The organism is Thalassolituus marinus (assembly GCF_020320395.1).
GTDB classification, from domain to species: Bacteria; Pseudomonadota; Gammaproteobacteria; order Pseudomonadales; family Oceanobacteraceae; genus Venatoribacter; species Venatoribacter marinus.
Genome location: NZ_JAEDAH010000008.1, coordinates 1 through 22,113 on the forward strand (window position 1 = coordinate 1; position 22,113 = coordinate 22,113).

Sequence of the window (22,113 nt, forward strand, 5' to 3'; positions counted from 1 at the left end):
GGGGTCGGCCCGCCGGCAAGGGGATAAGTTCCCCTGCGAGGCAGCAGGCCTTGATGTTAAAACATGCTGTTTTTGTCAGCTATGATGCTGATTAAAAACTGTGGGACAGCAGTGGGCTTTGAGCCGGCTTTTTTGTGTCTGCAGCAATCAGCCGCAGAACACCAGGCGTACACTATCAAGTGCCAGCTGAGAGTTGCTGATGGCATCCAGAACCGCATCGCGTTCTGCGCGAATTTCATCCACCAGTTGCGGTGGAATGGCTGGGTTCTGCTCAGCCAGTGCATGCAGACGCTCAATACGATCTGAGTAGGCTTCGCTGGCTTTGGCGGTGGCGCGGTCAACCATTTTCGACAGCTGGCCGGCGCCAAGCTTTTCCAGTTTATGGATTACCGGCTGCACAGCCGCAGTCTTCTGCTCTACCAGGCCGCGAGCGGTACCTTTGCCTAATGGAAGGACAAAGCCTGGTAATTCACCATCGTTTACTTTCAGGTCACCGCTTGGTGTCATCATCAGATGCATGGCATTCGGTGGCAGAAAGCGCTCGACCGCCAGTGCTTTCGGTGCCGGGCAGCGGGCAACGAACTGCAGCTCTATAAAGCAATCGCCGGTGCGGTGATTGTGATCTTCAATGTAACCTGCCGCAGCATTCCCGGCTGGTCCGGAAGTGATCAATTCAAGCGCCTGATCAACAAACGGGTGCTCCCAGCTCAGGAACTGGACATCGTCACGAGACAGGGCAACGTCGCGACGGGTGGTGGCCATGAATCCGTCTTCCGGAAGATGGGGCAGGTCGGGTACCAGCATGTGGTCGCCTGGTGCAATGGTGATGCAATCGCCACCCAGATCAATCAGCTCGAGACCAAAGGCATCAGCAAATAACTCAAGGAAGTCATTCAGCTCAGCTTCGTCTTCGATATGGGTAATGGTCATTTCACGGGCCAGTGCCTTAGCTCGAACCGGGTGACAGGAATGAAGTTCCAGCAGACGATCACGACCAGCTTCCAGGCGTGCCAGCATGGCATCACGCTCACTGGCCAGCTGAGTAATCAGCTCAGCCATACCATCACCACTCAGAATGGCGGCTTCAATGGCTTCACGATGGGTTTCCAGCAACGACTGAGCGGCTGGATTCGGGCGCGAAAATACGTCCAGACCGTCATTCAGAATATGCGCCCAGCGGCCGGCGACATGGTCGGCAAAGGCTGGAATGTAAAGGCGGATGTCGTCAGCCTGGCCGATACGGTCGAGACGACCAATGCGCTGCTCAATCAGGTCGCAGTTGAACGGCAGATCGAACAGTACCAGATGGTGGGCGAACTGGAAGTTACGGCCTTCGCTACCAATTTCAGAGCACAGCAGGATGCGTGCGCCCTGTTCATGGTCGGCAAAGTAGGCTGCGGCCCGGTCGCGCTCAATCATGTCCATATCTTCATGGAAGACGGCAACCTGAATGCCGCAGCTTTCCCATAACCACTGCTCCAGGTCGAGCACGGTCTGGGCGTGATGGCAGATCAGTACGATTTTATCCTTGCCTGAGCCCGCCAGAACCTCCAGCAGCCAGTCACAGCGCGGATCATCGTTACACCAGTCACTGCGGCCCGCTTCCGGAAACAGTTGTGTCAGATCATCAGGCAGATCTTCGGATAGAGGCGCTTCCAGCTCTGCCAGTTGCGGCAGGCGTTCTGGGAAGCCCGTTACACCATGGCGGGTGTTACGGAACAGCGCACGGCCCGGGCCGCGACGGTCAATCAAGGCTTCCAGCACGCGGTTGCGCTGGGCGCTGTCGCTCAGGTCAGTATCGGCAAAGTCAGGCAGCAAACTGACCAGTGTGGCGGTCTGGCTGGCATCCAGCTCATTGTCGGAGGCCAGGGTTCCGGCCAGTTCTGCGATTGGCTGGTAGGCTTCTTGTTCCTGCAGGAATTGCGGCAGTGAAGGGTAGCGTTGCGGGTCGAGCAGGCGCAGACGCGCGTAGTGGCCTTCCACGCCCAGTTGTTCCGGAGTGGCTGTGAGCAACAGTAGTCCCGGGGTGGTCAGGGATAACTCTTCAACCAGTTGATAGCCGGTATCCGCGCCTTCTTCACTCCACTCTAGATGGTGCGCTTCATCGACTACCAGCATATCCCACTGGCTGGCATTGATCTGTTCGCGTACTTCGTCGCGGGTGGCCAGTGACAACGGACAAAGGAACAGCTGGCCATTACCGAACAAATCATCTTCTTCGTAGATCGACAGTCGGTTAATGATGTTAAAGCGCAGGTTAAAGCGGCGAATCATCTCGACCAGCCACTGGTGAGTCAGATGGTCGGGCACGATGACCAGTGCACGCTGAATGCGCTGCTGCAACAACAGGCGGTGCAGAATCAGACCAGCTTCGATGGTTTTGCCTAAGCCGACCTCATCGGCCAGCAGCACGCGCGGGATGGCGTCCTGAGTAACCTGCTGAGCAATATAGAGCTGGTGTGGCAGCAAGCTGGTCCGGCCGCCGAGTAAGCCATAGTAAGGGCGCTGGCGCAGGGTACTCAGTTGCTTCAGAGCCATCTGGCGCAGTTCAAACAGGTTGTTGTTATCAATCTGGCCGGAAAACAAGCGATCGGACGGTTGGTTCAGCTGGATTTGTCCGCTGAGATGGATCTCTGAAATCTGACGCTCACCGTCGGAGTAAAACAGAATGCCGTCGAGATCATTGATGTCGGTGATGGTCATGGTGGTGCCATCAGACAGTGGGATCAGGTCGCCTTCTTTGAATGCCACCCTGGTCAGCGGAGCGTTCTGCTTCGAATAGCTGCGGACATCGTCAACGGAAGGGAAGTACACCGTTACAACACGAAAATCCACGTTCTGAATCAGGCCGAGTCCGAGATCGGTTTCGGCTTCACTGATCCAACGCTGACCAATTTTGTACATATTCTAAAATCCTGAAACTTGCGGAGGGTTAACGCTCTGGCCCGTTTAGTAGCAATAGCGGGCGGGCGCGAAGTCTAGCGTATGGCCGCCGCAAATCCCACCGTTGAGGTCACGGAGTTTCTAATTGTCTGGCTGTAAAGGTACTATAGCCCCTTGCTCCGGGGACGGAGCAGGAGTCTCTGTTACTAAGGAAAGGTATTTACGATGGGAAAAATTCTGGCACTTTCTGTTGCGCTGCCAATTGTTGGGGCTGTTGCTGCAACCGGATATCTGACGCATCAGAACGTTCAGTCCTACCGCACACAGCTTGCAGCTGTGCTGGAGGAAACCAACGCGTCGCTCTACCCGCAAGGAATGCGCATTACACTCGACAGCGTTGAAGAAAAATACTTCGGCGTTGTTCGTGATGAAAACTACGTCCTGATTGAAATGAAGCAGGGCGGACGCATCATGGGGTTTCACCAGCAGGTAATTATCGAGCCAACCCGCGCTTACGGTACCTTTGGTATTGATCCGGAAGTAGGCATGGCTGCGGTCATGCTGGCCAATGCGCCAGGCCTGATTGACGGGCAGCAGGGCTATTGGGAAATGAATGGCAGCACGATGATGCTGGACAGTCATTATCAGACTGGTGCCTTTGACTTGCGCCTCGGAGACGGCCCGACGGTGACTGTTGCGCCGCTGATCGTGGATACCACAATGGATCTCACCGGAGATCGTCGTAGTTCCGGGAAGATCACATTGGCCAGTGTCAGTCTCAACAAAGGCAATGGTGCTGGCGAGTTCTCGCTCAATGACATGGAGCTGACAACTCGCTCGCACGTTATGGGAACCCAGCCATTCGTCGATCGTATCAATTATCGGGTAGGCAATATTGCAATTACCGAAGCTGATGGCAGCCGGGTTTTGCTGCGTGGCTTTGAAACAGCGCAAGCCAGCTTGCTTGATCGGGGGACCTACGCGACGCTGATTACCGCATCGATGGATGATCTGAAAGTGACGCTGGCCTCTAAGGACCTGAGTGTTGATCCGAGTGCATTGCGCCTTTATGTGGACGGCATCCACTGGCAGTCGCTGCGCTCCGTCAGTGAACAGGTTCAGTCAGCAGGAGGTGAAGATCCTGCGGTTATGATTCGTGCCTTGTCTGAAGTTGGTGCACGTGGTGCCAGTGTGACGCTGGAAGATTTTACCAGCAGCTTCGTGTTTAACGATCGTGGGCCAGATGGCATTGGTGCGGCGGGAGATGTAAAAGCGACCGGCTACTACCAGTTAGCTCCGGGTAGTGCAGAAGCGCTTCTGCAGGAGTGGGCGGGGCGCTCAGAAGCTGGCTTGTCCGTCAGTCTGAGCCACAGCCTTCTGCAAAGTCCGCTGGCAGAGCATATGCTTGCATTGATTGATGCGGGATATATTCGTGATGACGGCGACCGCTTAGTCAGTGAATTAAGGTTCAGTGGTGGCAACCTCACGGCTAACAGCCTGCCATTGGATGGCCTGGTAAGCGCAGAATAAAACAAGCCGGCAATAGCCGGCTTTTTTATTGGGTTGTCGAATGGCATTTAACGCAGTAGTTGCTGGCTTAATGAACGGCCAAGTACAACATGACCTTGCAGGTAGTCGCATAGTTGATAGAACCGCGCTGTTGCAGGGTCTGACAACAGATAGTCGCGCATAGACAGGCCGCTAAACAACGAATCTTTGCTGGTCGGCAGGCAGAAGGCGCTGAAACGCAGCTCGGCGGGCATCACTATGGACAGGATGCCGTCAAGGCGAAACAGACAGCCAATGCGCTCCTGGGTGTCTGTTGGCAAACGCAGGCTATTAGACTTTTCCGCATCCGCTTGCCACAAACCAAGGGTTTCCGGCGAGCAGGAAAGCAGACAGGCGAGAGTGTCATGGTCCATTGCCCAGCGCTCCGGTCCTGATTGCTTTATCAGCCAGTTCAGGCCCTGAGTATCGCTGGTCGGCGTTAGTCGCTGAGTGCCGGGCGCTTGCGTTGGTGGAATGGGAGGCCTGCTCACAAGGATTCCTGCGCTGAATACGTCTGTCAGTAAGACTAGGCCATTGCTGACGCTTGTAAACACAAGTGGCGCAGGAGTGCCATATTGGTGGTCGTTAGCTATGGCCTAACGTCCTTCATTCAGATGGCGCTGAATGGCTTCGGCAATTCTGTCGTCGCTGAAACCGAAACGATCGATCAGGGGGCTCAGAAGGCCTGTCATTCTGGCCATGATTGCATTTGAAAGGCTGCGTGATGGTGAGCCATCCATTGATCAGATCGCGCGGGTATTGAATTGCTCCGCCAGAACACTGCAGCGCCGATTGCAGGTGGCGGGAACAAGCTACCGTGAAGAGCTGAACCTGGTTCGCTATAAGCTTGCCAGATCATACCTGGAAGATCCTAGTTTGCAGATTATCGATGTGGCGATGCTACTAGGTTACTCCGAGCACAGTGTGTTTACCCGGGCGTTCCGCGAGTGGAGCGGTAAGACTCCTCAGGATTTTCGTCAGCAACGCAGGCTAGCTCCTGAGTGAGAAACGGCACAGGCCGATAATTTTTTCTGCGCTACAGGCTGGCATGCTTGCGGTCATCACGGTGTTTAAGGGTGGTGATATATCAATGATACTTCCGATAATTGATATTATCGGAATAAGTGGGTGTGGCATATTTGCAGTTGATAGAGACCGTCTTGCGAGCTATGGCAGCACCTTTGTTATGTGGATAACCTCTGCTTTCGCATTATTCTGCTGCCTTCTCTGGTTGGGCTTATTTCAGGGAGCTGGCAGTATGTTTCGTACCGTTGCCAGATTGCGGTCAGATGCCATCCGATCAGGCGTGTCTGGTCAGGCAATCTTTCATCAGCCCGGATTCAGTCGGCGGAATAATCATTCCGCAACGCGTTTAATAACTAATAACCTTTTAAAAACAAATAGATAGAAATCGTAATTTGAGTTGAATGTTAGGTCTTCGTGACTGGTCCGGCCAGCGAAACAGAATAACCCCTGGGCTTAATGTCCTACCTTGCATGATGGAAACTTGTTGAGACTGGTTTTGCTCAGTCCGGAAGAATTTCGTAATCAGGCTTATATAGTTTTTGTTTATGACGTAAGACTCCATGCATTCCGGGTTCCGGTGTGGTTGTGAATAAGTCGGATGCCGTCTTGCGTTTGAATGTCTCGTGTTATCCAAAGCCTGGCAGTGCCTGGCCAGCTCAGAACAGTACAATCTTCTCTGCAGGGTTTTTGGATTTAGCTTGGTGTTGGGGTTTCGATGCCTTATATTTCCGATAATTCTTTGTCGCAGTGAAATGTATGTTTGCTCTGGATCATCCACCAGTTCCACTGATTGATTCGCTGGATCAGCTTGGCTCTCCGCTGACGGAAGCGCGCCGCATCCTGGCTCGGGTACCTGCTGCCAAAGCACTCGATGGTGCGTTTGAGGATCTGGTTCATTCCCTTAGTTTTCTGGTCAGTTACAACGGTAGCAGTGCCACGTTTAACAGCTACCGGCGCGAAGTTGAGCGTCTGTTGCAGTGGGTGTGGCTTATTCGGGGGTGTTCGCTTGGAGAGCTGCGCCGCCAGGATCTGGAGGAATACATACGCTTCTGTCAGTCCCCTCCCCGCGCCTGGATTGGTCATAAGCAGGTCAGCCGCTTTCGGAATAGTCAGGGCGAGCGTATTGCCAATCATGACTGGCGGCCCTTTGTACAGCCAAAGGATGAGCGCAGCTTTGCCCTGTCACAGAAGAGTCTTCAGGCGTTGTTCGCAGTGCTTTCAACGTACTTTAACTATCTGCTGCAGGAAGATTATCTGCGTATCAATCCGGTTGCTCTTATACGCCAGAAGAGCAAGTTTCTGCAGAAACACGCTTATCAGGAGCCGGTTCGACGCATATCAAACCTGCAATGGGACTTTGTATTGGAAACTGCAGAGTTGATGGCGCGGGATAATCCACCCGAGCATGAGCGTTCGCTGTTTGTGATGCGGCTGCTGTTCGGTATGTATCTGCGCATATCGGAACTGGTCGCGGACGAACGTTCTACTCCGGTCATGGGTGACTTTCACACCGATGCGGATGGCAACTGGTGGTTGCGCGTCGTTGGCAAGGGAAACAAAGCACGCCTTGTGACGGTATCTGACGATATGCTCGACGCGCTGCGCCGCTATCGCCAATTTCTTGGTCTACCTAAGCTCCCGTATACAGGTGAGCAGACGCCACTTATTGGTAAGATCAAAGGACGCGGTCCGGTCACCAGTACCCGCCAGATTCGTTATCTTGTGCAACGTTGCTTTGATGCAGCATTTGAGCGCATGCGCAGCCAGGGACTTGAAGATGAAGCACAGGAATTACGCGTCGCCACTGTTCACTGGCTGCGGCACACGGGCATTTCAGAAGACGTGAAGTACCGCCCGAAAGAACATGTTAAGGAAGACGCGGGTCACGCCAGCATGGCAACCACTGACCGCTATATCGACACCGAACTGCGAGAGCGCCACGCCAGTGCGAGACACAAGAAGCTTAAGCCAGAGCTTTAGTGGCTCTGGCATTAAGCGTTATCGCGTTAGTGCATGTACTGACCACCGTTGGCGGAAATATTGGCTCCGGTAATAAAGCCAGAGTTGTCGCTCGACAGGAAGCTCACCACGCGGGCGATGTCCTCTGGTTCGCCGAAGCGTCCAACCGGAATGGTCTGGCGGATCTGTTCGCGGATCTCTTCCGGCACATCCATAATCATGCTGGTGGCGATATAACCAGGAGATACCGTGTTTACGGTGATGCCTTTGCTTGCTACTTCCTGGGCAACGGCCTTAGTAAAGCCATACATGCCCGCTTTGGCTGCAGAGTAGTTCGCCTGCCCAAACTGGCCTTTTTCACCATTGATGGACGAGATATTAACGATACGCCCCCACTTCTTCTCCAGCATGTCGTTGATTACCAGTCGGGTCATATAGAACACCGAAGTCAGGTTGGTTTCGATGACATCGTGCCAGTATTCCGGAGACATCTTTCGCAGCGTGGTGTCGCGGGTAATCCCGCCGTTATTGACCAGTACGTCGATGGTGCCGAAGTCCTTTTTGATTCCTTCAATGCAAGCTTCGCAGCTGGTCCAGTCACGGATGTTGCCAAATGCCAGTGCGATGTCATAGCCATCGGCCTTCATCTGATCCTGCCACGCCTGAGCTTTCTCGTGCTTGCCACCGTGGTAATAGCCGGCCACCACCTGGTAGCCATCATCACTGAGTTGTTTACAGATCGCTGTGCCGATGCCACCTGTGCCACCGGTCACTAATGCAATGCGCTTACTCATAACCTGCTCCTTCAGTTCCCTGTTATTGGTCAGCAGACGTTACAATAGCGCCTGTGACACTAAGATTAACGCTACAAAGAAATCCGCCTGTTGTCTGTCTGTTGCTGTGCCTGACCTGGGTTTCGCGGGTGCAAAGCGGGCGAATCGTTAACTGGCCTGCACGGTAGATGTCGAATGGCCGGGTTTCCGTTATAATTCCGCGCCCTTTTTACCCGCCGTTCTGATCCCCATGAAATTCGTAATTAAGCTGTTCCCGGAAATCACGATTAAGTCCACCAGTGTTCGTAAGCAGATGACCAAGATTCTGCGCCAGAACCTGCAGAACTTGTTCCGGCGTTACGGGATTTCGGCGGATGTACAGAATCGTTGGGACAGCCTGGTGGTGATTGTAAATCGTGAAGATGAAGCGGCCCGCCGCCAGGCCATTCAGATTCTGTCGCATACCCCGGGTATTGCATCTGCGCTGGAGATCACAGAGTTTACTTTTGAAACGCTGGATGAAGCCTATCAGCGCGTGCGTGATGCTTATCGTGAGCGTGTGGCGGGTAAAACCTTCTGTGTGCGCATCAAGCGTGCTGGTGTGCATGAGTTCACCTCGCATCAGGCTGAAATCTATATGGGCGGCGGCATTCTCAAGGAAACCGACGCCAGGGCCGTGTCACTGAAAGACCCTGAGGTGCTGGTGCTGGCTGAGCTGCGCAACGACAAAGTGCAGGTAGTGAAGCAGACCATCAAAGGCCTTGGTGGTTACCCTCTGGGCAGTCAGGGCGAGGTATTGTCGCTGATTTCAGGGGGCTTCGACTCTACCGTCGCCAGTTATCTGATGAGCCGTCGCGGCCTGAAAACCCACTTCTGTTTCTTTAACCTCGGTGGCAGTGCGCATGAAATTGGCGTGAAGCAGGTATCGCACTACTTGTGGAGTACATATTCAGAAAGCCACCGGGTGAAGTTTGTCACGGTGCCGTTTGAAGAGGTCGTAACCGAAATTCTGACCAAGGTCGACACCAGTCAGATGGGCGTCGTGCTGAAACGCATGATGATGCGTGCGGCTTCCCGCGTGGCAGACAGCCTCAACCTCCCTGCACTGGTAACCGGTGAAGCGGTTGCTCAGGTGGCCAGCCAGACCATTACTAACCTGGCGGTGATTGATCAGGTGTCAGATCATATGATCCTGCGCCCTCTGGCAGCCATGGATAAACAGGACATCATCGATATCGCCCGTCGCATCGGCACCGAATCCTTCGCTGCCACCATGCCGGAATACTGCGGGGTTATCTCGGTGAATCCGACCACGGTTGGTGATCGGGCCAAGGTGGAAGCGGCAGAAGCCAAATTCGACATGGCCGTGCTGGAGAAAGCACTGGCTGAAGCCCGTTATGAACGCATTGATAATGTTCTGGATGGCGAAGCCAGTGGTTTGGATCAGGTGCAGCTGGTTACCACGCCTGCCGTGTCCGACATTGTTATTGATATTCGCCATCCGTCCGAAGCGGCAGATGCCCCGCTGGTGCTGACCAATAACAAGGTACTGGAAATTCCGTTCTACGACCTGGATAACCGCGTGGCGGACCTGGTTGCCAGCAACGAAGGCGCGCGCTTCCTGCTCTATTGTCAGAAAGGCACCATGAGTAAAATCCATGCGCATCACTTTGTCAGCGAAGGTCGTGGCGACTTTGGTGTGCTGATGGATGCGGTGACGCCGAAAAAGCCGATCGCTGGCACTGAAGATGACGCTGAATAACGGCATATTCTGCGCGCAATAAAAAAGGGACCTGATGGTCCCTTTTTTGTTTTCGCTGGCGCAGCTCAGAAGCCAGCACCGATCTCCAGACGGTAGGCGTTCAGTGGTGCTTCGATGTAGCCGCTATCAATGTACTCAGTACCCAGTACGTTGGTGGCCGCCAGTGCCCAATGCCACTGGTCAAATGTCTGCTTAACGCCCAGATCCCACAAACGGTAGCCGTCCTGGTTGTAGCGTGATTCAAACTTGTACTGCGAGGTTGCGCTCAGCCCAGGAATGATCTCGTAAGCCAGCGACAGTATCGCCTGATGCTCAAACTGGGACTGGCTGTAACGGGCTTCAGCATACTGGTTAGTGAAGTCCTGAATCAGGCGGGTGTAGCTCAGCGAGGCTTTAAGAAACCCGGTTTCAGCCAGCAGCCCGCTGATATCCACTTCGGCATCCAGCCCCTTGGTCTTGATAGACTCAATGTTACGAGCAATATAGGCACTGCCTGCTGCAACTTCAGCATCGGTGCGGGTGTAGTCAATGGCATCCGTCGTTTCACGATTGAATATCGCCAGTCGGCCCAGTGCGCCAGCCAGATTGAAGCGCAGCCCCAGCTCGTAGCTGGTGGTTTCTTCGGCCTGAACATCCGGATTACCTTTGTTGGCCGTTTGATTCAGGTACAGATCGTTCATCGTTGGCACTCGCGCAGATTGGCCTGCATTCAGATACAGCTGTTGCCCGGCGAATGGAATCGTCATGCCCAGCACCGGCAAGGTATAGCTGTCGCCGTCATCATAATTCAGATAAGACAGGCTGCCTGCCAGCTGCAAAACCCCCAGATCGTGCTGACCGTAAGCAAACACACTGGAATAGTCACGTTTATGGCGATTGTCGGTGACTGAGGTGCTGTCGATATCTTCCTGGTTGTGTTCATAACCCAGGGCAAAATCATTAGCCAGGCGCAGACGCAGGCGGGTTTGCCAGGCGTTGGTCTGATGCTCAGATGGTGCGTAGTTCAGGTAGAAAAACTCATCATCGTGCTGACGCCAGTTGATGGCAATATCGGCGCGCAGGTCATTATCAAAGCGCTGATCGTGGGTAAAATAAACATGGCGTTGAATGGTATTTTCGTTAGCCCGTTTATCCGCCCCAGCATAAAAGCCTTGTGCACCAAAGCCTTTATCCATATAGCCCAGCCCCAGTACAGTTGTGTGTGAATCATTCTGATGCACAAGACGATAATTGCCCTGCTGGGTGGTGTAGTCGAGATCTGCTCCCCGGATGTAGCTGTCTGATTTCTGCTGGGAGAATGCGGCAAACTGACTCCAGTTGCCCTCTGTTTTACCTAAGCTGATCATGGCGCGGTCGTAATCCTTGCTGCCAGCTTCCAGTTTGATGCCCGCTACGCGGCCGTCCACCTGCTTACGCGTCACCAGGTTAATCACACCGGCATTGCCGTTAGGGCCGTACTGGCCCGCCCCCGGACCGCGCACGACCTCAATGCGCTCAATATCTTCCAGCACGAGTGGCAGGTCGAAGTTATGGTGACCTGTTTGTGGGTCATTCATACGCACGCCATCCACCAGAATAAGTGTCTGTTCATAGCCGGCACCGCGGATGCTCAGGTCGACCTGGGTTCCGCCACTACCCCGTTGACGAACGTCGAGGCCGCTGACCCATTCCAGCGCATCGGCGATATTGCTGACTGGCAATAGTTCGATATCGCTGCGATCCAGCACTTCAACTGCAAATGCCTGCTCAGCGATGTTCTGTTCGAACAGCTGACCACTGATTTGCTGGGTATCGAGTTCTACAGCCTGGACGGTGCTGGCTGCCATGCTGGCAACGATGGCGCTTGCCAGTGTGTAACGGCGGAATGTCATGGGTATCTGCATCCTGAGAAATTTCGCAGCAGTTTAAAAACTCGCATTGGCCCAGCCAAAATCCTGATGAGGCAAGGTTGTCAGTTGTGCATATATCGATCAGGTTGCGGACTGGTCATGTGTTGCGGTGCTGGTATCATGGCGCGCAGATTCACAATGGACAGCATCATGACCACCATCATCAGCTTTAACATCAATGGCGTACGTGCCCGCCCTCACCAGCTGGAAGCCATTCGCGATCAGCTTGATCCGGATATCCTGGGTCTGCAGGAAACAAAGGTCCACGACGAACAGTTTCCATTGGCAGACATTGAGGCTCTGGGGTATCACGTTGAGTTCTTCGGCCAGAAAAGCCACTACGGCGTGGCGCTGCTGAGTAAAGTGGCTCCGGAGTTCGTGCAGAAAGGCTGGCCATGGGATGAGGAAGACGCACAGCGCCGCCTGATTCACGCCCGCTACGTGATTGATGGCAAAGTCTGGAACGTTCTTAACGGCTATTTCCCACAGGGCGAAAGCCGCGATCACGAAACCAAATTTCCGGCCAAGGAAAAGTTCTACGCCGATCTGATGCGTTACCTGAACGAGAACTTCACCCCGGCTGACCGTGTGATTGTTATGGGGGATATGAATATCTCGCCGGAAGACACGGATATTGGTATTGGCGAGCCGAATCGTAAGCGCTGGTTGAAGTCCGGCAAGTGCTCTTTCCTGCCGGAAGAACGCGAGTGGTACCAGACTCTGCTGGGCTGGGGCCTGAAAGACACTTATCGCAAGCACTTCCCGGAATCCGCTGATACCTTCAGCTGGTTTGATTACCGCTCCAAGGGCTTTGACGACGAGCCAAAGCGCGGCCTGCGTATCGATCATATTCTGGCGACCGACAGTGTGTATGACGAATGCGTGGCAGCAGGTGTCAGCTACGACATTCGCGGCACTGAAAAACCGTCTGATCACGCACCTATCTGGTCACGTTTCAGCTGATACTCAGCCTTTCAGTGATGTCTGTTGAAGGCCAACCTGATCAAACTGAATGCAAAAAAGCCGGGCTTATTGCCCGGCTTTTTTGCTTTGTTTTCTGGTCTTCAGACGAAATCACCCGCCGTACTGATCGAGAGCATCAATGTAATTAAGCCAGGATCGGGCATTCGCTGCGGTATGCGGATGTTTTAGCGCCTGCTGAAAGTAGCGCCGCGCGGCGGGTTTATCATCCAGCTGCAGCGCGCTACTACCGGCGAGCATCAATGCCTGTGCTTTCTGATCGGCTTCCAGTCCTTTGCTCAGAGCAAGGTCGATCTGACTCAACACCAGCTGCACGTTGTTGTCCTGATAAGCGAGCCTTGCAGCAAATAACGGCAGCTTGCCGTCGTCGGAGAATTCTGCGGCTTTGTTTATGGCCTCAATCGCTGCCAGACGTTCACGCCCCTGCTGCCAGGCCATGCCCAGTAAACGCCAGTCTTCTTCGCGGCTTTCACTTTCCGGCTGGGCCAGGTGTTGCTCAAGAATGCGTGCAGCCCGCTCGGGAATGCCCTGGCTGATCAGCAACTGGCTGAGCAGCAGTATATTGCTGGTTTTGCTGACATAGCCTGCGGCATAGCCGGTTTCCAGTGAGCTCAAAGCCTCAGTTTGTTTGTTCAGCAACTGAAACATGGATGCGCGCTGTACCCAGTAGTCTTCTTTACCGGGATTAATGCGAATCAGGTCGGCCAGAACCCTTGCCGTGGCCTGATAGTCACCGAGCTGGTAATAGCCCGACATCAGCATCTGCAGCCAGTTTTCGCGGGGACTTTCGCCTTTGCTGGTGGCGCGGCGGAGCGCCTCTTCGAAGGCTTTGGTTGATTGCTGGTAGTCTTTCAATAGATGGTAGGCGCTACCCAGCGTGGCGTAGGCCAGGGGCTGAATAATGGCGCTGGCAGTTTCTTTTTTTGCCTGTTGCTGACGCGCTTCTTCGGCGCTGAGCTTGCTGAGTCTTGGCGCTAATGCATCAATCGCTGCCTGAAAGTCATCCTCTGCCAGCAGTAGCTGCGCCACGGACGTGGCCATGCCGGCTTCCATTGCAGGTGTCAGGGCATCCTCGGCCAGTGATTTCTGATACCAGCGCAGCCCTTCGCGGTTGTTGTCCTGTAGCAGAAACAGCTGACCATATAGTTCATAAGCCAGGGCCATGCCGAAGCCGGGCTTGAGGTCGGCAATCAGTTCGTCCAGTTGGCTACGTGCGTCGTCGAAACGTGATTCGCCCAATGCCGCCTGAATGCTATTCAGGCTTTCATAGGTTGCTGGCGACAGTGACGGTGTTGCAGCCATCGCCCTAAACGGCAGCATCACGGTGGTTATGATCAGCAGCGCCAACAGTAATGGTTGTATATGCAAATTCATTATTGCGAACCTGCCAGTGTGAATTCCAGTGTCTGGGTAGCGGTCTGTGCCACCGGGCGGCCATCTTCCATTTTCGGGCGGAATTTGTAGCGGTACAGCGCCCGCACCGCTTCGCGCTCGAAGACGCCGCGCGGTTCGGCTTCGATGATCTCGACATCCTCGACCGTGCCTTCCGGTGAGATTTGCAGGCGCGCTCGCACATAGCCTTCAATCTTCTGGCGCAGCGCCCGCGGCGGATATACCGCCTGCTGGCGATGCAGAGGAATGACATCGGTATCACCAAACCCTTTACCGACGACAGCATCACCCAATAACGACTGACGATTAAGTGCCAGGTCCGGGCTGACATCCGGCATATTGAAGGGAATGGTCTGCATCGTTGGTGCCTGTTCTGCCACGGCCTGTTGTGGCAGCTTCGGTTTCTGCGGCTTGGGAGGTTCCTGTTTGCGGCGCTCCTTACGCTCGGTCTGGCTGTCCTGACGCAGGCGCACGAAATCAACGATTGCACTGTTGTTGTCTGCGCGTTTCAGGTTTTCGTCCGGCGTGACCATGCGCTGCATCACCCAGAACAATCCCAGGCTTACAGCGGTGGCGGCCAGTAAGGCAATAGCCAGACGGTGCATCAGTCGGCAGCCTCAGCAGAAATTGAGATGTTGCTGATGCCGGCCAGGCGCACCTGATCCATCACTTTGACCAGCAGGCCGGTGGGCGAAAACTCGTCGGCCTGAATGATGACGGCACCTTCGGGATTTTCCGCTTTCATGCGCTCGATATTGGGGCGCACGGCACGCACATCCACAGCCCGGCGATCGATCCAGATTTCGCCGTTGGCGCGAATGGCGACCAGAATATTACTGCCCTTCTTTTCTTCCGCCGTCTGTGCGCTTGGGCGACTGACAGTAACACCGCTCTCTTTAACAAATGAGGTGGTGACGATAAAAAAGATCAGCATGATGAACACAATGTCGAGCATCGGCGTGATGTCGATATCGTTGCCATCGCTACCCGTGTCGGTATGACGTCTTGCCATGTTACTTACTCCAGACTGTCTGCAAGCTGTTGCAGACCGCGCTGACTCAGGCGCTTAAAACGGGTACGGAAATACAGGCCAGTCAGAGCGACCACAAGGCCTGCCATAGTCGGGATGGTGGCCTGGGAGATGCCGTTGGCCATGGCGCGGGCGTTGCCGGTGCCGGTGATGGCCAGTACGTCGAATACGCTGATCATGCCGCGCACTGTGCCCAGCAGGCCCAGCAGTGGGCAGACTGCGATCAGAATGCCAATTAACGGCAGGTATTGCTCCAGTGCCTGCTTCTGCTGGCTCAGCCAGTACGCGCGTATCTTGCGTGCTTCCCAGCTCTGGTGTTCTCCTCGCTGCGACCAGCGTTCTGCCAACTGGCGATTGCTGCCCGGCAAACTGATACGGTAGAACCACAGGCGCTCAAGGATCAGGCTCCAGAGCACGATGCACAGCGCCAGGATGGCCCATAATACAGGGCCGCCCTGGGTCATGAAGTCCAGTAACCAGTTCATGAGCGGCCGTTCTGTTGTTGATTTTCCAGTGCTTCTGCCATCAGACCAGCCGACTGCTCATCCAGCAGCTGAATCAGCGCCTTACTGCGGCTTGCGACCCAACTATGGGCCAGCAACAGAGGGATGGCAGCAATCAGGCCCAGTACCGTGGTGATCAGCGCCTGGGAAATACCGGATGCCATCAGCTTAGGATCACCGGTGCCGAAGTTTGTGATCGCCTGGAAGGTCGCAATCATGCCGGTGACCGTGCCCAGCAGGCCGAGTAATGGCGCAATGCCGGCGAACAGTTTGATGATGGTCTGGCCGCGCTCCAGCGCCGGCAGTTCACGCAGCACCGCTTCGTCCATGCGTGCTTCGAGTACATCGACATCAATCGGTTTTGGTAGCTCATGCCAGCTGCGCAGTACGCGACCCAGCGGGTTGTCGTCGCTTGGTGTGGTCATGTTCTGTTTCTGGCGAGCAATGGCACTGCTGATTTTCAGTAAAACCGATGTGCGCCAGGCGGCAATTAATAAACCGACGGCTCCCAGAGTCAGGATGATATAACCGACCAGCGCCCCCTGCTGAATACGTTCGGCGAGGTCAGGGCTTTCCAGTGTCATGTTGAGCAGCGCACCACGGGACGGGTCGAGTGCTATAGCGGCAACAGGATTCTGAGTCTTCAGGTAGTCGGCCAGCAGGTCAGCGCCCTGAGGTTGGCGGCCGAGCTCGCGCAACTGCTTAAGTTCGCTGTCGTAGGCGAAATAGCCCTGCTCGCTGATGGCGTTAAATACGCCGAGTCGGGTCAGTTGACGGGCTTGTTGAGTGCCATCACGGCCAATGACGTCGGCCTGATAGTCTGTGATCTGTCCATTCAGAATCATTTCCTGCTGCAGTGTGTACCACAGATCTTCCAGCTCACGGATGGTTGGCAGTTCTTTCGCCTCGGCCAGTTTGTCGAGGGCAGCGCGACGTTGCGGTTGTTCGGTAATGGTCAGGCTGTCGTCAATCACTGTGTTCAGATCGGTGGCGGTCTGACGTACAACGCCAAACATTTCACCCAGATTACCAACCCGCAGGCGCAGTTCTTCTTCGCGTTCGGTGAGCTGTTGCTCATTGCTGTCGAAGGCCTTTTTCAGCTGCGCGGCACGGTCTTTTTCCACTTTTAATGCGGCTTTTGCTTCACGCAACAGTTGCTCGCGAGCTTTTACATCGCGCAAAAAGCGTTGCTCACGGGCTTTGTTATTGCCTGCTTCCTGCGACTGATACTGATCTATCTGCTGCAGTAAACTGGCCAGAGGACTAGGCTTCTCTGCCGCCATGTTGGCTTTGCTGGTGGTTGCATCGTCTGCGGCATAGGTGCTCAGGCTCAGCAGACTGGCCGCCAATAACAGAATGCGCTTCATGATTGGCCTCCCTGCTTCAGGCTGGATGGGGTTGGCAGTGGCAGCATCAGCATTTCTGGTGCGGCGGTTTGCTGGGCCACTTTTAACGCTTTGTTCAGGTCGCGCAGATAGCCACCATCCAGTGCCAGCCAGTCATTCTGACCCGGATGCCAGACCCAGGCCTGACTGCCATCGTTGCTGAGGCGGTACAGGGCCACCCGACCGATACGCAGGAAGTCGTAGGAAACGTCGGCACTGCGGGCGCGGTAGGCTTCAATATTGCGGCCGTAATCCACTTCGACCTGATAGGCTTCCAGTACCCGGCGGAATTTCTCTGAGGTGGTCACATCGGCACGGGTCAGCATGTCGCGCAGCATGGCAATACGGGTGCTGCGTTCTTCCGGCAGAAAAGGCGTATCCAGCGCGGTGAACTGCTCCAGTGAGTCGACCATGCGGCTCATCAAAGGCAGTACACCCTGCTCGGTGCGTTCGATTTCAGTTATCTGGCGTGCCAGTGACAGCAGTTCTTCCTGCTGACTGGCGACAATGGTTTCCATCTGACGATTGTAAAGTGCCAGTTGCTCGGTTTCTGCCTGAATCTGGCGGTACTCGGCCAGCAGTTGCTGGCTGCGCTCGTCCAGTGATTCGACACGTTGCTGGGAGGTCTGACCCTGGCGGTCAGTGCCGGAAATGGCTTGTTGTCCCTGAGTCAGCTCGTCGGCCATGGAGGTGCTGATGGTCATCAGCAAGGTGGCGCCAAACATGATACGTCTCATGACGGTCTGTGTTCCTGTAATCCGTATGACAGGTAGTATGCTCACCTCTGTATGAACGGAGCATGAACATACGACCCAGATTTTTTTGATCAGTATTCGGCGACTTTCAGCCCAAGTTGTTCTGCAACCGACTGAGTGCCGCGTGGTGCAACCACGGCTTTCACACCGTTTTGCCCCTGCAGATACTGGGCGGCAACACGCTGTATATCGCTCCATTGTGTGGCCAGCAGTCGCTCGCGGAATTGCTGACGCAGTTCACGAGTACGTCCGGTGCGATCCTGATGGAAGTATTGCTTGGCTTCGCCGGCTGGCGATCCCGGGCGGTCCATGCCGCCGATCAGTCCCAGCACTGATTGTTCAATCAGATCATCGCCGTTGCTGCGATTCAGCACCCAGTCGACTGAGGCAGCAAAGTCGGCAAATGTGCCTTCTACTCTTGGGTCGCGATAGCTGTAGAACTTGAAGCAGCCCAGTGCAGAATCCTGTGCTGCACCTGCGCCATAGGCACCGCCTCGTTCGCGAATAGCGGTATGCAGGTGGCCGTTGCGCAAAATACCGGACAGTACCGCCAGTACCGGAGCATCAGCATGATCCATGGTGACGGTCGGGAATGCCCAGGCACAGAAGTTCACCTGTGAGTCCACCATCCAGTACGTGGCCGGGTCGGTGTTCCGCCAGTTCATGGGCTGACTGGCTGGCGCGGTCACGCTGTTCCATTGCGCCAGCAGCGCCTCACGGTGCGCATTACGGCTCTGTTCGTCAGACACCAGCAAGGCTTCCGCCGGCGTGGTGATGCTGGTGTACAGCTCGTTCAGGGCGCTGCTGATAAAGCCGGCACCTTCCTGTTGCGCCTGCTGCCAGCGTTCTTTTACGCGGCGGATTTGCGGCAGACCACCCAGTTCGTTAGCAATATTGGCTGCGGCATTCAGTGGTGCAGCTGCCAGTGACATGGCAAGGCTATGACCACTGCCGGTAATACCCTGCTCACGGCGCGACTTGGCGTGGGTTAATAAATCCAGCAGGCGGTTTTCTTCGTCGAAGGTAGCGCTACCCCAGGTTTCTTTCATCAGTGCAGAAAAGTCTTCGCTGCGGCTGCTCAGTGCTTTACCGCTCATTACCAGATAGCCGGACAGTAGGTCCGGATTATCGACCTGACCCTTGATGCTGGCATAGCTGGTCAGCGAGCCTACCAGTGCGGTTTGCTTCTGCTGCTGGTGCAGGTAGTCGTTACCACCGGCACCGACTTCACTCCAGGTCTGGGTGAAAAATGGCAGCCAGGTCAGCTGCTCACCGCTCAGGGTCGGCAGATCGCACAGCAATTGCTGGTAGATAATGCCGTTGGTGCCGACCGTGTATTCAGTCACCGGCATGGCTGCTGTGTTATCAGTACTGGCGTCTGCGGCCATGTAAGAAACTTCGGGGCGTACATCGGCCAGAGTCACCTGCGGCAGAATGCCCGGATCATCTTCCTGGGCCTGGCGGGCTTTCAGTGCTTCGGCCTGTTCAATCAGTTGCTGGCAATCGTCATCGCTGAGTTGCTCGCGGATGCGCTGTAACTGAGCTTCTTCCAGGCGTTTGGCTTCGGCGTTGACACCGTCGTCCGGACGCAGCGTGAAGCGTACCCGGTGACGGTTATTAAGCAGCAAACGGGTGACGGCTTCCTGCATGAACTGCGGGTTGCGGGTACGTTCGCGCAGGGTTTCCAGTGCCGGGTCGAGGTTCAGCAGGCCGGCCGGATCACCATAGTGGGTGGCGGCTGGTAGTGAATTGAAAATCAGCTGCAGCCCGTATGGGTAATGGTCGCCACCGATTTCGCGCTGATGCAGCTCCAGCTGATGCAGGGCGGCGTCGATCATGCTCTGATCAACACCTTCGTCGGCTACTTTTTGCAGAGTATCGATAATCAGCTGCTCTACCGCTTCAGCATGCTCAGGCTCGCTGCCTTCGATGCCGCACATAAAGCTCATTTCTCGGTTAGAGTCTTCCAGACCGCACAGTGGTGACGGTGCGCCACCCAGTTCGGTTTCTTCCAGTGCGCGACGCAGAGGCGAGGCACTGTTATCCAGCAGTACCTGACTGACCAGGTGTGCTTCCAGCTGAGCATCGAGATCAATAGAGTCGCCCAGCAGCCAACCCACTACGTGGTGAGTGGCGGCGGACAGGTCTTCGCTGTCGATACCGTAGCGTTGTTCGACGGCAATGGGTGCCGGGTAGCGTTTTTCCGGCTCCACCCGCCATTGTTTGTCCTGACGCTCAAAGCGACTCAGTGCCTGGCTTTCCAGTTTGTCGTGCAACTCATCAATGTCGATTGAGCCGAACGTCATAAAGATGGCATTGCTCGGGTGGTAGTGCGTGCGATAGAAGCTCAGCAACTGCTCGTAGGTCAGGTCGGTGATTTCTGCGGGCTCGCCACCACTGTTGTAGTGGTAAGTGGTCGTCGGAAACAGGTGGGCACTGATGCCCTGCCACAACTGACTGACCGTGGATGACATGGCGCCTTTCATTTCGTTGAACACAACGCCTTTGTATTCAAGTGGTGACTGCGGGTTGCCCTCTTCACTGAACTCAATGCGATGGCCTTCCTGAGCGAAGTCCAGCTCGTGCAAGCGCGAGAAAAAGACGGCATCGAGGTAGACGTCGAGCAGATTGTTAAAGTCTTTGTCGTTTTGCGAGGCAAACGGATACGCCGTCCAGTCGCTGCTGGTCATGGCGTTCATAAAGGTGTTCAACGAGCGGCGCGTCATCATGAAGAATGGATCGCGTACCGGGTATTTTTCGCTGCCACACAGCGCGGTGTGCTCGAGAATATGGGCTACGCCGGTGGAATCGTGCGGCATAGTGCGCACGGCTACTATAAAGGCTTTCTCGTCATGTTCAGTGGCAAGGTGATAATGCACAGCACCGGTGTTGATGTGTTCGTAGTGCTCGATATCGATATTGAGTGACTCAACGCGGGTTTTGCCGATATGACGGAATGCGCTGTTAGATGACATAGGCTCTCTGCTTATCCTTTTCTGCTTTACTGGAGTATGTTAACAGGCTATTTGCATGCCGTAACGGGTGATTATGCTTCTCATCATCTTTATCAAGAGGTTTCTGTGATGACTGAGTATCCATGGCTGGACGAGTTTCCGGTGAACGATGAATGTCTTTATCTGAATCATGCCGCCGTAGCGCCCTGGCCGGAACGTGCCCGGCAGGCGGTGGCCGATTTTGCTACCGAAAATGTGGCCTTTGGTGCGTCGCACTACCCGCAATGGCTGACCATTGAAACCTCACTTAAACGTAATCTCGAAGCACTGATCGACGCGCCACAAGGCAGTGTTGCGCTGGTAAAAAACACCTCAGAGGCGTTGTCGTTTGTCGCTGCAGGCATCGACTGGCAGCAAGACGATGTGGTTGTGATCAGTGATCAGGAGTTTCCTTCCAACCGAATTGTCTGGGAGTCCCTAAAGCGACGTGGTGTGCAGGTGGTGGAAGTCGCACTGCCATGGGAAGACCCGGAGCGCGAGCTACTGGCTGCAATCGCCCGCAAGCCGCGCCTTGTGTCGATCAGTGCCGTGCAGTATGCCAGTGGCCTGACCATGGATCTGATCCGCATTGGTGAAGCCTGTAAGGCCAGCGGTGTGTTGTTTTGTGTTGATGCCATTCAGGCAGTAGGCGCTCTACCATTCTCGGTGCAGGCGATTCAGGCTGACTTTGCCATGGCGGATGGCCATAAGTGGCTGCTGGGCCCCGAGGGGCTGGGCTTCTTCTACGTGCGTCCTGAAATAATGGATTCACTGCCGCCAAGCGAATACGGCTGGCATATGGTGGCGGATATGGGTAACTACGACAATAAAGACTGGCAGCTGGCAGCGGATGCGCGCCGCTATGAATGCGGCAGTCCGAATATGCTGGCGGCGACGGCACTGAACGCCAGTACCGGCCTGCTGCTGGAAGTGGGCATGGATGTGGTCGCCACGCGCACCGTTACCAATGTGCTGTATCTGAAGGAGCTGCTGGAAGACAAAGGCGCTGTGTTTGTGAATCCGCTGCTTGATCAGCGCCCGTCCGGCATTCTGACCTTTCATTTCTGGGATCACGATATGGCTGCTCTGTATCAGCGATTGATGCACGTGGGGGTTATTTGTGCCCATCGTGGCGGTGGTATTCGGTTTTCGCCCCACTTCCATACTACGGAAGATGTTCTCAACGATGCGGTGGATGTACTCGAGGAATTGCTCGATACCGAATGAAAAAAGG

Annotated in this window: 17 protein-coding genes; 6 read left to right on the forward strand and 11 right to left on the reverse strand. The window is 55.0% G+C overall.

The window, feature by feature from the left end; all coding sequences use genetic code 11:
• Positions 1–147 precede the first annotated feature (147 nt).
• The gene (rapA, locus tag I9W95_RS01700; RefSeq protein ID WP_225671163.1) at positions 148–2,904 is read right to left on the reverse strand and encodes an RNA polymerase-associated protein RapA; all 2,757 of its coding nucleotides are present in this window, start codon (positions 2,902–2,904) and stop codon (positions 148–150) included.
• A gap of 204 nt (positions 2,905–3,108) precedes the next feature.
• On the opposite strand from rapA, the gene I9W95_RS01705 reads away from it, so the two are divergent.
• A complete protein-coding gene (locus I9W95_RS01705) occupies positions 3,109–4,413 on the forward strand; it encodes a YdgA family protein (RefSeq protein ID WP_225671165.1) in 1,305 nt (434 codons plus the stop codon).
• Positions 4,414–4,460: 47 nt separating this feature from the next.
• Here I9W95_RS01705 and I9W95_RS01710 read toward each other — a convergent pair whose 3' ends face one another.
• Complete coding sequence (locus tag I9W95_RS01710; protein WP_225671167.1) at positions 4,461–4,922, reverse strand: hypothetical protein; 462 nt, start codon at positions 4,920–4,922, stop codon at positions 4,461–4,463.
• 208 nt (positions 4,923–5,130) lie between these two features.
• On the opposite strand from I9W95_RS01710, the gene I9W95_RS01715 reads away from it, so the two are divergent.
• Positions 5,131–5,436 carry a helix-turn-helix transcriptional regulator gene (locus tag I9W95_RS01715; RefSeq protein ID WP_225671168.1) on the forward strand — a complete coding sequence of 102 codons (306 nt, stop codon included), beginning with the start codon at positions 5,131–5,133 and terminating at the stop codon, positions 5,434–5,436.
• 777 nt (positions 5,437–6,213) lie between these two features.
• Positions 6,214–7,437, forward strand: a complete 1,224-nt coding sequence (locus I9W95_RS01720; protein WP_225671170.1) for a tyrosine-type recombinase/integrase — start codon at positions 6,214–6,216, stop codon at positions 7,435–7,437.
• A 26-nt stretch (positions 7,438–7,463) separates the two neighbouring features.
• Here I9W95_RS01720 and phbB read toward each other — a convergent pair whose 3' ends face one another.
• Positions 7,464–8,210, reverse strand: coding sequence for an acetoacetyl-CoA reductase (phbB, locus tag I9W95_RS01725; protein WP_225671172.1), 747 nt, complete (start codon positions 8,208–8,210; stop codon positions 7,464–7,466).
• Positions 8,211–8,439: 229 nt separating this feature from the next.
• Here phbB and thiI point away from each other — a divergent pair, with 229 nt between their 5' ends.
• Positions 8,440–9,951 carry a tRNA uracil 4-sulfurtransferase ThiI gene (gene thiI / locus I9W95_RS01730; RefSeq protein WP_225671186.1) on the forward strand — a complete coding sequence of 504 codons (1,512 nt, stop codon included), beginning with the start codon at positions 8,440–8,442 and terminating at the stop codon, positions 9,949–9,951.
• Between the two features lie 65 nt (positions 9,952–10,016).
• On the opposite strand, the gene I9W95_RS01735 is transcribed toward thiI, so the two are convergent.
• Positions 10,017–11,822 (reverse strand): TonB-dependent receptor plug domain-containing protein, encoded by a 1,806-nt coding sequence (locus tag I9W95_RS01735; RefSeq protein WP_225671188.1) that lies wholly within the window; start codon positions 11,820–11,822, stop codon positions 10,017–10,019.
• Between the two features lie 168 nt (positions 11,823–11,990).
• On the opposite strand from I9W95_RS01735, the gene xthA reads away from it, so the two are divergent.
• Entirely contained in the window at positions 11,991–12,803 is an 813-nt protein-coding gene (xthA, locus tag I9W95_RS01740) for an exodeoxyribonuclease III (protein WP_225671190.1), read from the forward strand.
• Positions 12,804–12,914: 111 nt separating this feature from the next.
• Here the strand turns inward: xthA and I9W95_RS01745 are convergent, their stop codons facing one another.
• The 7 genes from I9W95_RS01745 to I9W95_RS01775 form a co-directional block, all read right to left on the reverse strand.
• Complete coding sequence (locus I9W95_RS01745) at positions 12,915–14,195, reverse strand: tetratricopeptide repeat protein (protein WP_225671192.1); 1,281 nt, start codon at positions 14,193–14,195, stop codon at positions 12,915–12,917.
• Positions 14,195–14,818 carry an energy transducer TonB gene (locus tag I9W95_RS01750; protein WP_225671194.1) on the reverse strand — a complete coding sequence of 208 codons (624 nt, stop codon included), beginning with the start codon at positions 14,816–14,818 and terminating at the stop codon, positions 14,195–14,197. Before I9W95_RS01750 ends, I9W95_RS01745 begins: the two co-directional genes overlap by 1 nt.
• Positions 14,818–15,225, reverse strand: a complete 408-nt coding sequence (locus I9W95_RS01755; RefSeq protein ID WP_225671196.1) for an ExbD/TolR family protein — start codon at positions 15,223–15,225, stop codon at positions 14,818–14,820. Before I9W95_RS01755 ends, I9W95_RS01750 begins: the two co-directional genes overlap by 1 nt.
• Before the next feature lie 5 nt (positions 15,226–15,230).
• Entirely contained in the window at positions 15,231–15,728 is a 498-nt protein-coding gene (locus I9W95_RS01760) for a MotA/TolQ/ExbB proton channel family protein (protein WP_225671198.1), read from the reverse strand.
• Positions 15,725–17,113, reverse strand: a complete 1,389-nt coding sequence (locus tag I9W95_RS01765) for a MotA/TolQ/ExbB proton channel family protein (RefSeq protein WP_225671200.1) — start codon at positions 17,111–17,113, stop codon at positions 15,725–15,727. The genes I9W95_RS01760 and I9W95_RS01765 overlap by 4 nt, the downstream gene beginning before the upstream one ends.
• Complete coding sequence (locus I9W95_RS01770) at positions 17,110–17,868, reverse strand: DUF3450 domain-containing protein (RefSeq protein WP_225671201.1); 759 nt, start codon at positions 17,866–17,868, stop codon at positions 17,110–17,112. The genes I9W95_RS01765 and I9W95_RS01770 overlap by 4 nt, the downstream gene beginning before the upstream one ends.
• An 89-nt stretch (positions 17,869–17,957) precedes the next feature.
• Positions 17,958–20,861, reverse strand: a complete 2,904-nt coding sequence (locus I9W95_RS01775) for an insulinase family protein (protein ID WP_225671204.1) — start codon at positions 20,859–20,861, stop codon at positions 17,958–17,960.
• Positions 20,862–20,969: 108 nt separating this feature from the next.
• On the opposite strand from I9W95_RS01775, the gene I9W95_RS01780 reads away from it, so the two are divergent.
• A complete protein-coding gene (locus I9W95_RS01780) occupies positions 20,970–22,106 on the forward strand; it encodes an aminotransferase class V-fold PLP-dependent enzyme (RefSeq protein WP_225671206.1) in 1,137 nt (378 codons plus the stop codon).
• Positions 22,107–22,113: the final 7 nt, after the last annotated feature.

Bases quoted from the DNA above. Each gene is read 5' to 3' on its own strand.
- rapA (WP_225671163.1), bottom strand. From the start codon at position 2,904: ATGTACAAAATTGGTCAGCGTTGGATCAGTGAAGCCGAAACCGATCTC.
- I9W95_RS01705 (WP_225671165.1), top strand. From the start codon at position 3,109: ATGGGAAAAATTCTGGCACTTTCTGTTGCGCTGCCAATTGTTGGGGCT.
- I9W95_RS01715 (WP_225671168.1), top strand. From the start codon at position 5,131: ATGATTGCATTTGAAAGGCTGCGTGATGGTGAGCCATCCATTGATCAG.
- I9W95_RS01720 (WP_225671170.1), top strand. From the start codon at position 6,214: ATGTTTGCTCTGGATCATCCACCAGTTCCACTGATTGATTCGCTGGAT.
- phbB (WP_225671172.1), bottom strand. From the start codon at position 8,210: ATGAGTAAGCGCATTGCATTAGTGACCGGTGGCACAGGTGGCATCGGC.
- thiI (WP_225671186.1), top strand. From the start codon at position 8,440: ATGAAATTCGTAATTAAGCTGTTCCCGGAAATCACGATTAAGTCCACC.
- I9W95_RS01735 (WP_225671188.1), bottom strand. From the start codon at position 11,822: ATGACATTCCGCCGTTACACACTGGCAAGCGCCATCGTTGCCAGCATG.
- xthA (WP_225671190.1), top strand. From the start codon at position 11,991: ATGACCACCATCATCAGCTTTAACATCAATGGCGTACGTGCCCGCCCT.
- I9W95_RS01745 (WP_225671192.1), bottom strand. From the start codon at position 14,195: ATGAATTTGCATATACAACCATTACTGTTGGCGCTGCTGATCATAACC.
- I9W95_RS01750 (WP_225671194.1), bottom strand. From the start codon at position 14,818: ATGCACCGTCTGGCTATTGCCTTACTGGCCGCCACCGCTGTAAGCCTG.
- I9W95_RS01755 (WP_225671196.1), bottom strand. From the start codon at position 15,225: ATGGCAAGACGTCATACCGACACGGGTAGCGATGGCAACGATATCGAC.
- I9W95_RS01760 (WP_225671198.1), bottom strand. From the start codon at position 15,728: ATGAACTGGTTACTGGACTTCATGACCCAGGGCGGCCCTGTATTATGG.
- I9W95_RS01765 (WP_225671200.1), bottom strand. From the start codon at position 17,113: ATGAAGCGCATTCTGTTATTGGCGGCCAGTCTGCTGAGCCTGAGCACC.
- I9W95_RS01770 (WP_225671201.1), bottom strand. From the start codon at position 17,868: ATGAGACGTATCATGTTTGGCGCCACCTTGCTGATGACCATCAGCACC.
- I9W95_RS01775 (WP_225671204.1), bottom strand. From the start codon at position 20,861: ATGTCATCTAACAGCGCATTCCGTCATATCGGCAAAACCCGCGTTGAG.
- I9W95_RS01780 (WP_225671206.1), top strand. From the start codon at position 20,970: ATGACTGAGTATCCATGGCTGGACGAGTTTCCGGTGAACGATGAATGT.